Annotated in this window: 9 protein-coding genes; 3 read left to right on the forward strand and 6 right to left on the reverse strand. The window is 58.5% G+C overall.

Annotated features, from left to right (window positions below; genetic code table 11):
* Nucleotides 1-113 precede the first annotated feature (113 nt).
* The gene (locus BUB72_RS14410) at nt 114-911 is read left to right on the forward strand and encodes a CDP-alcohol phosphatidyltransferase family protein (RefSeq protein WP_073145118.1); all 798 of its coding nucleotides are present in this window, start codon (nt 114-116) and stop codon (nt 909-911) included.
* A gap of 68 nt (nt 912-979) precedes the next feature.
* Nucleotides 980-1,672 (forward strand): phosphatidylserine decarboxylase, encoded by a 693-nt coding sequence (locus tag BUB72_RS14415; RefSeq protein WP_139250693.1) that lies wholly within the window; start codon nt 980-982, stop codon nt 1,670-1,672.
* Between the two features lie 68 nt (nt 1,673-1,740).
* Here the strand turns inward: BUB72_RS14415 and BUB72_RS14420 are convergent, their stop codons facing one another.
* The 6 genes from BUB72_RS14420 to pdxR all read right to left on the reverse strand — a co-directional run bounded on the left by BUB72_RS14420 (nt 1,741) and on the right by pdxR (nt 10,738).
* Nucleotides 1,741-2,616 (reverse strand): dimethyl sulfoxide reductase anchor subunit family protein, encoded by an 876-nt coding sequence (locus BUB72_RS14420; RefSeq protein WP_073145123.1) that lies wholly within the window; start codon nt 2,614-2,616, stop codon nt 1,741-1,743.
* Nucleotides 2,616-3,359 (reverse strand): 4Fe-4S dicluster domain-containing protein, encoded by a 744-nt coding sequence (locus BUB72_RS14425; RefSeq protein WP_073145125.1) that lies wholly within the window; start codon nt 3,357-3,359, stop codon nt 2,616-2,618. Before BUB72_RS14425 ends, BUB72_RS14420 begins: the two co-directional genes overlap by 1 nt.
* A gap of 82 nt (nt 3,360-3,441) precedes the next feature.
* Nucleotides 3,442-6,258 (reverse strand): molybdopterin oxidoreductase family protein, encoded by a 2,817-nt coding sequence (locus BUB72_RS14430; protein WP_073145127.1) that lies wholly within the window; start codon nt 6,256-6,258, stop codon nt 3,442-3,444.
* A gap of 13 nt (nt 6,259-6,271) precedes the next feature.
* A complete protein-coding gene (locus BUB72_RS14435) occupies nt 6,272-7,219 on the reverse strand; it encodes a phosphate acyltransferase (protein WP_073145129.1) in 948 nt (315 codons plus the stop codon).
* An 87-nt stretch (nt 7,220-7,306) separates the two neighbouring features.
* Nucleotides 7,307-9,076 carry a sulfoacetaldehyde acetyltransferase gene (gene xsc / locus BUB72_RS14440; RefSeq protein WP_073145131.1) on the reverse strand — a complete coding sequence of 590 codons (1,770 nt, stop codon included), beginning with the start codon at nt 9,074-9,076 and terminating at the stop codon, nt 7,307-7,309.
* Nucleotides 9,077-9,274: 198 nt separating this feature from the next.
* Complete coding sequence (gene pdxR, locus BUB72_RS14445) at nt 9,275-10,738, reverse strand: MocR-like pyridoxine biosynthesis transcription factor PdxR (protein WP_073145134.1); 1,464 nt, start codon at nt 10,736-10,738, stop codon at nt 9,275-9,277.
* Between the two features lie 991 nt (nt 10,739-11,729).
* Here pdxR and glgB point away from each other — a divergent pair.
* Nucleotides 11,730-13,931, forward strand: coding sequence for a 1,4-alpha-glucan branching protein GlgB (gene glgB / locus BUB72_RS14450; RefSeq protein WP_073145136.1), 2,202 nt, complete (start codon nt 11,730-11,732; stop codon nt 13,929-13,931).
* Nucleotides 13,932-13,946 lie beyond the last annotated feature (15 nt).

Below are 13,946 nucleotides of genomic sequence, written 5' to 3' on the forward strand. Positions count from 1 at the left end.
GCTAAAGACCTAAGGTCCTTGGCCGTGATTTGCATATCGCAGGGTGGAGGCGGCTTGTCGCTCTGGGTGTGACAAGGCACGGAATTGGGCATTGAGCCGTAAGGGTTAAGAATTTGGCTGACTTCAAGACAGACAAAAGCGAGCAAAAAAACACTCCGGTTGCACCATTGGCACCAGAGCGTCGCATCAAGTTGCGCCATATCGTGCCGAGCCTCGTCACGGTGTTTGCAATTTGCGCGGGCTTAACCTCGCTGCGAATGAGCATCGAAGGCAATATTCCGGCAGCGTTGTATCTGATCATGCTTGCCGTGTTTCTGGATGCGGCCGATGGCAAAATCGCAAGATATCTGGACACTGCCAGCCCCTTCGGCGCGGAGCTGGACACGCTCGCGGACTTTTTCAACTTTGGTATTGCGCCGGGTTTATTGATATACAACGCTTTTTACCACGCGTCGGAGTATCAAAATCTGGGCTGGCTGAGCTGTCTTGTTCTGGCGATTTGCTGCGCTTTGCGCCTTGCACGGTTCAATGTGGGCCTCTCCGTGCCACCGAAAGCAGGGCAACGCGATTACTTCACAGGCGTCCCTGCGCCGGCTCTGGCTTCACTGGCATTGATGCCCGTGTTCTTAAGCCTCGTAGGGTGGAGCAATCTGGGCAATCATTCGCATATTATCGCCGTCTACGAGATCGCAATCGCCCTGCTGGCCGTTAGCATGATCCCGACATTCTCGATCAAGCACGCGTCGGTGAACCGGAATCACCTACCTATGATCGCTATCGGGTCGGCAATCGTGGTGATCTGCTTGATGGTATATCCGTGGCACACCTTTATCTTTGCGAACCTGATGTATCTCGGCTCGCTGCCGGTTTCCTACATGCGAGAGCGCGAAACCCGATTGGCTGAAGGCTAGGCGCACTTGCCCTGCAACAGCTTTGCTGTCACTGAGCGTGCCAGCTTTGTTATGGACAGGACATACCTATGAACATGCTTAAGATTGTGGCGGTGCCAATGCATCCAGAAGGCCGCAAGTTTGTCGCGATTTTCGCTGGCATCGCTGTGCTGCTTGGGCTGATTTGGCAGCCCCTTTTCTGGCTGGGGCTCGGTGCCACGGTGTGGTGCTACTATTTCTTCCGCAATCCGGTGCGTACAGTGCCGCAACGCGCGGGCTTGATCCTGTCGCCGGCGGATGGCGTCGTGTCTTTGATTTCCGAAGTGGCCCCGCCGCCCGAACTTGGTCTTGGCGATGCTCCGGTCTATCGCGTGTCGGTGTTCATGAACGTGTTCAACTGCCACGTGAACCGCTCCCCGATGGATGGGACGATCACCCAGATTGTTTACCACGAAGGCAAGTTCGTGAACGCCTCTTTGGATAAGGCGAGCGAGCACAACGAGCGCAACGGGTTGGCCATCGAGTCCCCTGACGGCCACCGCATTGGGGTCGTCCAGATTGCTGGTTTAGTGGCGCGTCGTATCGTGTGCTTTGTCAAAACTGGCGACGCCCTAAAGGCGGGCGAGGTCTTTGGCCTTATCCGTTTTGGCAGCCGTTTGGACGTGTATTTGCCAGCAGGTATCCTGCCAGCGGTTTCGGTCGGGACAACTGCTGTTGCTGGTGAAACAACGTTGGCGGACCTGCATGCGGAACAGAAGGCGGTGCAAAGCGTCGACATCTAATCTTCGACTGCTGAAATCAAAAAGGCCCCGCCGTGATTGGCGGGGCCTTTTGCATTGAGGGGTTTGGCTTAGCGCTGACCGTAGTAAAGACCCACGGTGTGTTCGGCCTCCGCGAAGAAAAGCCAGCGAAGGATCAATGCGCCCCCGATGTGCAGCAGCAACGCCAGTAGCGATATCAGGTGATAGAACGGCGGCAGCACCAGCAGCAGGTAGGGCAGCAGCGACAGGCATAACACACCAATGATGCGCAGGGTGCGGGCGTGCTTGCGACCGACCACATGGACCATTTCCTTCATCAGGTAATTCTTGGAGCTATGCGGTGCTTCGAACATGCGGATCTTGCCCATGCTCCCCAATCCGGTAGCGGTCTCGATGGTGGAGCCGGAGGCCGAGAACAGCTTGTCGCCGATGATCCAATACACACATTGAAACACGCCAAGGAGCAGTAGCATGGGGGCCGCGATCGACGTCTGGCCCGCCAGAAATGCGCCACCCGTCAATGCGTATAAGATGAACAACACTGGTGTCGTCCAATGGCTCCAACGCGGCACGGTGGTGATCTGGGTGTAGATCATCGAGGTGCCGAACACGGTTGCAAGGCTTAGGGCCGCGCCGACCAGTCCAAGCAGGGTCCAGCGGGTGTCGAGGAAGACCACACCAATGGCATAGATCCCCATGACAGTCAGGGCCGCCACGGCCAAACACCCTTCGCGCGACAACCAGCTGCTGCGCCACTGCGAGAACGCTTTCAGCGCCCTTTGTGGGTTGCCGAGGTGGAAGGTCGAGGAGACCAAGCCACCGACTGCGAACACATAGGCGATGAGGAAGAAGATGAATGCGGTGAAGCCCGAATAGTCAGGTTTGCCGAAGCCAAGGAATGTCAGCAGGCCAAAGCCCAGCCCAGAGAAAACGGTGAAGAAGATAATGGATGGAGCGGGATGCATCAGCCGATCCTTTCGAGCGTTTTATCGAGCCAGCCAAGGAAACCCTGCGGCTCCTCCGCGACGGTCTCGAGGAAGGGGGCGAGGATGTCGATCTGGTCATCCTTGGGGCGCGGCGGAAGGTATTTGTTGACGGGTTTGGTCCCAAGCTCTGGCATCAGGTCCATGCCACCGCGTTCGGCCACCAGTTTGGACACGTCGGAGGTCTCGTCGCCCAGATCACCAAAGTGCCGTGCACCCGACGGGCAAGTGCGCACGCAGGCGGGCTCGCGGTCGATTTCCGGCAGGTTTTCGTTGTAGATACGGTCGACGCAGAGGGTGCATTTCTTCATCACTCCTTCGGCCTGATCCATCTCCCGCGCGCCATAGGGGCAGGCCCATGCGCACAGGCCGCAGCCGATGCAGTCGGACTCGTTCACCAGCACGATCCCGTCTTCCACACGCTTATAGGACGCCCCTGTGGGGCAGACGGTGACGCAGGGTGCATCTTCGCAATGCAGGCAGGATTTGGGGAAGTGGACCGTCATCGCGGCGCCTTCATCCGGCGTCACCTCGTAGGAGTGCACACGGTTCAGGAAGGTGCCGGACGGGTCCGCGCCATAGGGGTTTTGATCCGACAATGGCGCGCCGTAGTTTTCGGTGTTCCAGCCTTTGCAAGAGATCACGCAAGCATGGCAGCCGACGCAGGTGTCGAGGTCGATCACAAGCCCCAGCTTCTTTTCGGTGTGGGTCGGGAGTTGGGTCATTTCAGGCCCTTTTCGGCTGTCGGCAATGCGTCGGCATTGCGTCGGATTTCTGTATGGCACCTAAAACGATCAGGAATAGAGGTCATTTCCCCACCTTCCATGCCAGTTTCGACGGCCCTGTGCCGACTGGCGAATTCTGCGCCTCGACCTCTGGTTGCGACTGGTTGTGCGCGGGAGGTGCCGCTTTGGAGATGCGGACCTTCAAGTCGAACCAAGCGGCTTGGCCGGTGATCGGGTCGGAGTTGGCCCAGCGGAGACCGTCGCCTTTGGGAGGCAGCAGCTCGTGGATCAGGTGGTTGAGCAGGAAGCCTTTGGTGGCCTCCGGCGCGTCCTGTTCCAAGGCCCACGCGCCTTTGCGTTTGCCGATGGCGTTCCACGTCCAGACCGTGCTGTCGTTCAACGCTTTTTGCAACGCGACGGGGACGGTGATCTCGCCATGGGGGGAGGTGACGCGCGCCCAGTCGCCTTCCTTGAAGTTGTTGTCGTCCCAGATTTTCTGAGGAACGTAGAGCGGGTTGTGGCCATGGATCTGGCGCAGCCAAGCGTTTTGGCTGCCCCAAGAGTGGTACATCGCCATCGGGCGCTGGGTCAGGGCGGTGATGGGGTATTCGTCGGCCTTGTTCTCGTCCTCGTTCGAATACCAGATCGGTAGTGGGTCCATCGTTTGCTTGATCCGCTCGCGCAGGTGCTCTGGCGGCTGGCGGGTGCCGTGGCCTTCGGCGGCCAGCTGGAATTTGCGCATCGGCTCGACATAGAGGTTGAACAGGTAGGGCATGGTTTTATCAAAGAAGGACTTCTTCACGGCCCAGTCTTGATAGTTCATGTTCCACGGCTTGTAGAAAGCCGCGTCCTCGGGGACGTGCTCCATCCAGAAGCCGCCGTTTTCGATGTAGCGGTCAAGTTGGTCAGGATTGCTATCGCCTCGCCCGTGATCGTCACCGTCACCACGGAAGCCCGCCAGAGGGCCGACGCCGGGGCGGCGGATGTGGTTGGTGATGTAGTCGGCGTAGTCTTTGTATTTCTGGGAGCCGTCCTCGTTGACGAAACCCGGCAAGCCAAGACGCCCGCCAAGATCGCAAAGTGCCGATTGGAAGCCTTTGACGTCGCGGTCAGGCTCGACCACAGGCCAACGGATTGCGTCGGCGACGGCATCTGCCTCGCAGATCGGGCGATCCAGAAGGCTGATGCAGTCGTGGCGTTCAAGGTATGTGGTGTCGGGCAGGATCAGGTCGGCATAGGCCACCATTTCCGAGCTATAGGCGTCGGAATAGATGATGTTCGGGATCACGTAGTTCCCGTCGCTGTCTTGGTCGGTCAGCATCTCGATCACGCCGCGCGTGTTCATCGAGGAGTTCCACGACATGTTGGCCATATACATGAACAGCGTGTCGATCTTGTACGGGTTACCCGCGTGGGCGTTGGAGATGACCATATGCATCATACCGTGGCTCGACATCGGGTTTTCCCATGTGAAGGCCTTATCGATGCGAGCGGGGGTGCCGTCTTCTTTGAGACACAGGTCGTCGGGGCCGTGGGTGAAACCCAAGTGCGGGCCGTCGAGGGCTTGGCCGGGTGTGACGCCGTAATGCGGCTTCGGGTGGGCTTCCGGTGGCTTGGGGTAGGGCGGCTTGAAGCGCATGCCGCCGGGGGTCTCGACGCTGCCAAGGATGATCTGCAACACATGCAGCGCACGGCAGGTTTGGAAGCCGTTGGCGTGGGCGGAGATACCGCGCATGGCGTGGAAGGACACTGGACGCCCGACCATTTTGGTGTGTTTGTGGCCGCGGAAGTCGGTCCATTCGCGGTCCAGCTCGATGGATTGGTTGAACGCCACATCGGCAAGTTCCGCCGCGATGCGCTTGATGCGGTCGGCTGAAATGCCCGTGCGTTCGGCCACGGCTTCGGGGGCGTATTGCGGGTCGAGATATTTCTCGGCCATGTGTTGGAAGACCGAGCGGTGGCTGATGCCTGCGTCGCGCAGGGAGCCTGCCAGATCGGGTTTCACACCCTTGGCGTCGAAGGCCGCAGGCTTGCCGGTGGCGCGGTCCATCACCATCAGCCTGTTGTCTTTGTCGCGCAGGAGCAGGCCGAAATCCTCGGATTTCTCATCGCCATTCACCAGCACGGGCGCGTTGGTGAATTGCGCCAGATAGTCGAGGTCGAGCTTTCCGGCTTTGAACAGCTCATGGACCATGGACAGGATGAACAGCCCGTCTGTGCCGGGTGTGATGCCAACCCATTCGTCTGCAATGGCGTTGTAGCCGGAGCGGATGGGGTTCACGCCATAGACCTTGGCGCCGCGTGCCTTGACCTTGCCCAGACCCATTTTGATCGGGTTGCTGTCATGGTCTTCGGCGACGCCAAAGATCATAACCATTTTGGTGCGGTCCCAGTCGGGCTGGCCAAACTCCCAGAACGCGCCGCCCATGGTGTAGATGCCAGCGGCGGCCATGTTGACCGAGCAGAAGCCGCCATGTGCCGCGTAGTTCGGCGTGCCGAAACCTTGCGCCCAAAGCGAGGTGAAGCTTTGCGACTGGTCGCGGCCGGTGAAGAAGGCCAGCTTTTCGGGGGCGGACTCCCGGATCGGCTTCAGGATGCCCGTCGCGATGTCATAGGCTTCGTCCCACGTGATTGTCTCGAACTCGCCGGAGCCGCGCGGGCCTGTGCGTTTCATTGGGGCGGTCAGGCGGGATGGCGCGTTGTGCTGCATGATGCCCGCGCTGCCCTTGGCGCATAGAACGCCTTGGTTCACGGGGTGGTCGCGGTTGCCCTCGATATAGGCAACCTTGCCGTCCTTCATGTGCACGTCGATCCCGCAGCGGCAGGCACACATGTAGCAAGTTGTTTTGCGGATTTCGTCGCTGACCTTGGGGGAGAGGTCGATCACGGGTTGGTTCATGGGAAGACTCCGGTCAGCTGTTTTTGTTGGCGGCGTTGACGATCGCCGCGAGGCAGCAGGATGCCATGCGGGCAGCAGGCGGGTCGGCGCGAGAGGTCAGAAGGACGGGGACTTTGGCCCCCATGACGATACCCGCAGCACATCCACCCGAGAGATACACGAGCGATTTGAACAGGGAGTTGCCCGATACGATGTCCGGCACGATGATGGCATCCGCCTGACCAGCGACGGGATCGGCGGTCAGTTTTTTGGTGGCAACGGCGGCGGGGGACAGGATCAGGTCGAGCGCCAGCGGGCCGGAGAAGTCTGCGGTTTTGATCTCGGACTTGGCCCAAGTTTCCAATTCATCCGCCTCGACCGAGGAGGGGACGGCCGGCAGCACACTTTCGGTTGCGGACAGGAAGGCGACCTTGGGGCGATCGGTTCCAAGCATCTGGAGCAGTTTGACCACTTCGCGGGTGGCGTCTTTGCGGGTCTCAAGGTTCGGGGAGACGTTTACCGCCGCGTCCGAAATGGAGATCGACTTGCCACCATCAGGGTGGGTGATGTGGAAGATGTGCACCAGACGGTTGCCCGTCCGCAGCCCTGCATCACGCGCCAAGGCGGCGCGCATGAAGGTGTCGGAGTGCAGCTGGCCTTTCATCATCACGTCGGCGCGGCCCTCGCCGCAGGCCATGGCAGCGGCTTGGCCGCTTTCCTGCTCGCCGGTCGCTTCGATCAGTTGGAATTGCGAGATGTCCCAGCCCAGCCTTTCGGCCTCGGCCTCGATCATCGCGCGCTCACCGGTGAAGACCGGCTCCATGATGTTTGCCTCGGTGGCGTCACGGGCGGCTTCCATCGGCAGGGGCGCGCCAGCGCGGGCGATTGCAACGCGCGGGGTCGCGGCTTTCTGCGCCATGTCCAGAAGCCAGCTTGGGCATACGGCGTCGCGTTGGGATAGGAATGGATTGTCGGTGGTCATTGCGGTCTCTCCCAAAACGCGGCCTGTTCACCACGAAACCCGCCCCAATTTCTTGGGGCGGGTAAGGTTCGTAGTATGGCGCGAGAATTACTCGGCGGCCATATCCGATGCAGCTACACCAGCAACCGCAACAGGTTTCTTCATTGCGTCACGGCGGAACGGCTCTCCCAGTTCCTGGTTTAATAGAACCTCGATGAACGTGGTGACGTTGTCTTCCATTTGACCCTTGATCGCTGTGTTCAGCGCTTCGGTCAACTCTTCCATGGTGGCGACTTGAACACCTTTCAAACCACATGCGTCAGCGATTTTCGCGTAAGAGACGTTGTCGTTCAACTCGGTGCCAACAAAGTTGTCGTCATACCACAAGGTGGTGTTCCGCTTCTCGGCGCCCCACTGATAGTTGCGGAAAATGACCATGGTCATTGCAGGCCAGTCGCCGCGGCCAACGGAGACCATTTCGTTCATCGAAATACCGAACGCGCCGTCACCGGCGAAGCCGACAACCGGAACATCGGGGCGACCGATTTTTGCGCCAGTGATGGCAGGAAAGCCGTAGCCGCATGGGCCGAACAGGCCGGGGGCCAGATATTTGCGGCCTTCCTCAAATGACGGGTAAGCATTGCCGATTGCGCAGTTGTTGCCGATGTCCGACGAAATGATGGCATTCTTCGGCAGAGCAGCTTGAATGGCGCGCCAAGCCTGACGAGGTGCCATTTTTTGCGGCTCACGGGTGCGTGCACGCTCGTTCCATGTGGTGCCCGGATCGTCGTTCTCATGGTCAAGAGAGGTGAGTTCCTGCGCCCAAGCGGATTTGGTCTGTGCAATCAGGTTCTTGCGATCCGCGCGGCCAGCGTCGCCTGCGCTGTCTTTCAGACGATCAAGGATGCCTTCGGCCACTTTTTTGGCGTCTCCGACAATTCCGACGGTCACTTTCTTGGTCAGACCGATGCGGTCGGGGTTCAAATCAACCTGAATGACCTTCGCCTCTGTGGGCCAATAGTCGATGCCGTAGCCGGGCAAAGTGGAGAACGGGTTCAGACGCGTGCCAAGTGCCAGCACGACGTCCGCCTTGGAGATCAACTCCATGGCGGCTTTCGAGCCGTTGTACCCTAGTGGGCCTGCGAACAGCGGGTGATTGCCCGGGAAAGCATCGTTGTGTTGGTAACCAACGCAAACGGGCGCATCGAGTTTTTCCGCCAGCTTCATTGAAGCATCAATACCGCCTGCCAGCACAACGCCAGCGCCGTTCAGGATCACAGGGAACTTGGCCGAAGACAGCAAATCAGCGGCTTTGGCAACAGCGTCTTGACCGCCAGCAGGGCGTTCGAAGTCAACAGCGACAGGCAGTTCGATGTCGATCACTTGCGTCCAGAAGTCGCGCGGGATGTTCATCTGAACGGGGGCGGAAGCGCGGTGCGCTTGCATGATGCAGCGGTTTAGCGTTTCGGCGATGCGTGTCGGATCACGCACTTCTTCCTGATAAGCCACACAGTCTTTGAACAGGTTCATCTGTTCCATTTCCTGAAAACCACCTTGGCCGATGGTTTTGTTTGCGGCCTGAGGCGTGACCAACAGCAGCGGGGTGTGGTTCCAGTAGGCGGTTTTAACAGGCGTTACGAAGTTGGTGATGCCTGGCCCGTTTTGGGCGATCATCATCGACATCTCTCCGGTGGCGCGGGTGAAGCCGTCTGCCATCATACCGGCGGTCATTTCATGGGCGCAGTCCCAAAACTTGATGCCCGCGGCTGGAAAGAGGTCAGAGATTGGCATCATGGCGGAGCCGATAATGCCGAACGCATGGCGGATACCGTGCATTTGCAGGGTTTTAACGAAAGCTTCTTCGGTCGTCATCTTCATGGTGGCGATCTCCCAATGTAGGTAAAGGCGGGCGCAGGTGCCCGTTTGTATATGTCTGGATGGAAACTATGGTGTGGACGAGAGTCGCGTTATGACCAGTTGTTTCAGACTATAAGTCCAAAAATTGGCTCGCCGCGCTCGTTTTCCAGTCGATAAAAGCGTTTCAGAGCGTCGCGCACGGGAGGTGTAAACGCTAATTCAGCGCAGCATTTGTTCAATCTCGGCTGCGATTAATGCCACCCCGGGCGTGATCTGCGCGGCGCCGATAGAGGAATAGGCCAGACGGTAATGCTTGTATTCCCGCGATGTGCTTTCGCAAAAGGCGGCTCCGGGTTCAATCAGAACGGACTTGTGTCTTAAGCGGTCCCCCAGCTCTTTGGTGTCAACGCCGTCAGGGGCGCGCATCCAGTAGCTGGAGCCGCCAAATGCGCCGGCACCCGCCACGGTCAGCCCGTATTCCGCGAAGGCACTATCCATGATGCGGCGTCGGTCGTGGAAGGCGTTGCGCAAGCGGCGCACCAAGGCGTCGTAGTGCCCAAGGGACAGAAAATACGCCGCGGTGCGTTGCATGTGACCCGGAGGATGCCTGAGAACGGCTGAGCGAAGCGCGCGCGCCTCGCGAATAAATGGTTCAGGACCAACAAGATAGCCTAGACGGAGTCCGGGAAAAAGGGATTTGGAGAATGACCCGACATAGATCACCCGACCGTCGTCATCGAGCGATTTCAAGGCGGGTGACGGTGGTTTGAGGAAGGACATTTCGAATTCGTAGTCATCCTCGACAATCAGGAAATCGTCCTCTGACGCGCGGCGCAGAAGCTCTTTGCGGCGCGAAATCGGCATGGTGGAGGCTGTCGGGCATTGGTGGCTGGGCGTTGTGAAGACCACGTCCGTTTCGGGTGGAACAAGGTCGGGGGGCAACCCGTCGCCGTCCACGGGTATCTCGATCCGGTGGCAGCGCGACTGGTGCAAAATCGACCGCAGGCCGGGGTAGCACGGGTTTTCATGCGCTGCGGTCCGGCGCTGGGTGAGCAGCACCTGTGCTGCCAGCCACAGGGCGTTTTGCGCGCCGACGGTGATCAGAATCTCCTCGGGTTTTGCCAGAATACCGCGGCGGGGCAGGGTGTTCCGGGCGATAAATTCCAACAGTTGAGGATCGTCCCGATCAACCTGATCCGCCGTCAGGCTGTCAAAATCACGCTGCCCGAGGGCGCGGACAGCACAAAGACGCCAGTTCTGGCGATCAAATAGTGACGGGTCTACCTGACCGTAAATAAAGGGATATTTGTATTTTCGCCAATCGAGAGGTTTCTCGATTTGCAGGTTTCCGGAGAAACGGTTGCCGATGGCGCGCGTCCAGTCAACGGTGTCCGAAGATGAGCGCGGGCTGAGCTGCGGCGGCTCCGGCGCGTTCTCGGACACGAAGTAACCGGAGCGGCCAGCGGAGGACAGGTAGTCGTCGGCCATCAACTCGTTATAGGCCAGCGTGACGGTGATCCGGCTGACGCCCAGATGCGTGGCGAGCTTGCGCGAGGAGGGGAGTTTTTCGCCGGGGCGGAAGCGACCGGACAGGATGCCGCCTGCGACCAACTGCTGGATTTGCTGTTGAAGCGTGCCCTCGAAGGCGGGGTCCAGAAAGAAGGTTTCGAGGGCGATGGGCATGTGCGGCTGGCCTTAAATCGGTTGTAATTTGGCTATATCGGAAATCCGTGTCCGACGGAAGGGTTAACCCGTGGGACGGTGTCTGCGCGGTGCGCGACGCTTGGGGTGCGAATTGAGGGTTAACGTCTGCAAAACAAGGGTTTTGGGCGGTCGGCAAGCCGTCTGCAAAGCGTCGGCATTGCGTCGGCATTGCGTCGGGCATTGTGTCGGGATTTGGCGTGGTTAACACGGCGCGCGGTGAGGAAAGTTGAGATTTGGTGAATGCAGGGCGTGTTGAGGCGCGAACCGGTTGGTCGGCGGCTCTTGGATCGACAATCGCCTTCGACCTGATTCCGGGTGTGGCAAGATGCAAAGGTCTGCCTGGAGCCCACTGTGTACTTTGGATTTTCTCGCTGCTTGCGCTCGCAGCGTCAGAATTGCCGCGTGAGCAAAAAATGGCTCCGCCGCGCAGCGAAGAGTTCTGTCATCCTTGCAGACCGTAGCGAAAATCTTACCTCGAATTCACAGGTCGCGGACAGAAATGCCGGTTGGACCTTCCAACTTTATTAAGTGCAGAAAGCAGCGATGAGCTGCCGTCTGTCGCCAAAATGTCAGCGCATTGCAGCTTGCCCGAAGCAGACATTGGCCGACGAGCTTAGCAGTGGAGATGGCTGGATAGCGGATGTGCGAGGCAAAGGTAAATTCGCAGCGGTTAATCAAACGGTTGCTTTAGAAACGTTCCAGTTCTGAGTGGGTCTAAAGTGGATTTTATACTTGTTCCTTCTTCATCCTGAAGTATCAATCGGGTACCCCAAGATCAGCTCAATTCGCACAGGTTGGCGCGGAATGCAGGTATGACGGGCCGTAACGGTTTTCACTAACGCTGGTTCGCCGAGCATCAACCAGATGTTTCGTTGTCTGCACTGCGTTTGGTTGACGTGTATGGTGCGTACATGCTTCACTTTCACGCGAAAGCGCAGATGACCGCAATAGATCGACTGGAGTGTCTAGGATGTCCGAAAAATGCGCTGCGCGGAGCCCAAAGACCGTTAGTTCGGACGCATTGGCTGCGCTTAACAACGGCTCCCATTCCACGCCATTTGAAGTTCTTGGGCCGCACAAAGTCGGAAATAAGCGGTGGATCACGACATTTCAGCCAGACGCAGTCGAGGTTTTTGCGACCGTTGGCAATAAAAAGACAATTCTGCCACGCCTTGAAGGCGACGTGTTCTCAGGCCCTGTCCCGGGGAAAGCCTACTCCCTGACAATGCGTTACGCGGACGGGTCTGAACATACGACGCATGATCCGTTTGCCTTTGATCCCGTTCTTTCGGATTTCGATCAGTATCTGGTCGGCGAAGGCACTCACAAAGAGCTGTGGCGGGTTCTTGGAGCGCATGTGACCACACATCAAAAGGTGGCAGGTGTTCACTTCGCCGTCTGGGCACCCAATGCGCGTCGCGTCAGTGTTGTAGGAGATTTCAACCAATGGGATGGCCGCCGCCACCCGATGCGGCCTGCGGGGCAAACCGGTGTTTGGGAGATTTTCTTGCCGCAAGTCGGCGACGGGGCATTGTACAAGTACGAGGTTGTCGGTGCTGACGGATCAGTGGTGCTGAAAGCTGATCCGGTGGGGTTCGGGTCGCAGCACCCGCCAGAGAAAGCCTCGATTGTTCGCGATATTGGCGGATACGGCTGGAAAGACGACGCTTGGATGAAAGCCCGCGCAGCACGGGCAGATCGGTCGGCCCCCATTTCGATCTACGAGGTTCATCTTGGATCGTGGCGCCGCCGCTACGATGATGGCGGACGGCCCTTAAGTTACAAAGAGCTTGCCCGCGATCTTGTGGCATATACGAAGTTCATGGGCTTTACCCATATCGAATTGCTACCGGTGTCTGAATTCCCCTTTGACGGGTCGTGGGGCTATCAACCCGTTGGTATGTTTGCACCGACCATTCGGTTCGGCCCTCCACATGAATTTCGCGACCTTATAGAGGCCGCCCACGCCGCCGAGATCGGCGTATTGCTGGATTGGGTTCCGGGGCATTTCCCGGCGGATGAACATGGCCTCGCCAAATTTGACGGCACCGCGCTCTATGAGCATGCCGACCCGCGTGAGGGTTTTCATCAAGACTGGAACACGTTGATCCCTAATTACGGGCGGCGCGAAGTGAAGAATTACTTCGTTTCGAACGCACTCTATTGGATGGAGGAATACCATCTGGACGGGCTACGCGTGGATGCTGTGGCCTCGATGCTGTACCGCGACTATTCGCGAAACGATGGCGAATGGGTGCCCAACAAAGACGGCGGGCGCGAAAACTATGAAGCGATCGAGTTCCTGCAAGAGATGAACATCGCAGTGTACGGCGCGGACCCAAGCGTGATGACCGTGGCCGAGGAAAGCACGTCATTCCCTGCCGTGTCGCAGCCAGTACATTCAGGCGGACTTGGCTTTGGTTACAAGTGGAACATGGGCTGGATGAACGACACCCTGCGCTACATGGAAAAAGACCCCATTTACCGCCAGCACGATCACCACCTGATGACCTTTCCTATCGACTGGGCCTTCACGGAAAACTTCATCCTACCAATCAGCCATGATGAGGTTGTGCATGGCAAAGGCTCGATGATCGAAAAAATGCCGGGCACCGAGTGGGAGAAGTTCGCCAACCTGCGGGCCTACTACGCCTTCATGTGGACCCAGCCGGGCAAGAAGCTGCTCTTTATGGGCTGCGAATTTGCACAGCCTGAAGAATGGGACCACAATTCCGAGTTGAATTGGGGCGCGGCGGAGCAACCGGCCAACAAAGGCATGCAGCAACTCGTTCGGGACCTGAACACGCTTTACCGCGAGACGCCGGCACTGCACGTGAAAGATTGTGTGGCGGACGGATTTGCATGGTTGAGCAACGACCCTGCACAGTCAACAACAGGGTTTGTGCGCTACGGCAATGCAGGAGACGCGCCAGTGGTGGCGATATGCAACTTCACACCGGTTGAGCGGAACGGATTTCGAATTGGCGTTCCGGATCAGGGGTTCTGGGAAGAAGCTCTCAACACTGACGCTGCAATCTACGGGGGTGGGAACCGTGGCAATCTGGGTGGCGGTCACGCGGAAGACGTGGCGGCAGACGGGCATGCACAGTCAATGGTACTGACGTTGCCGCCGCTCTCCGTGGTGGTTCTGCGTCGACGCGACGAAAAGTAGAAACAACTGGTTGGA

This window comes from Litoreibacter ascidiaceicola (genome assembly GCF_900129235.1).
Taxonomy (GTDB): Bacteria; Pseudomonadota; Alphaproteobacteria; order Rhodobacterales; family Rhodobacteraceae; genus Litoreibacter; species Litoreibacter ascidiaceicola.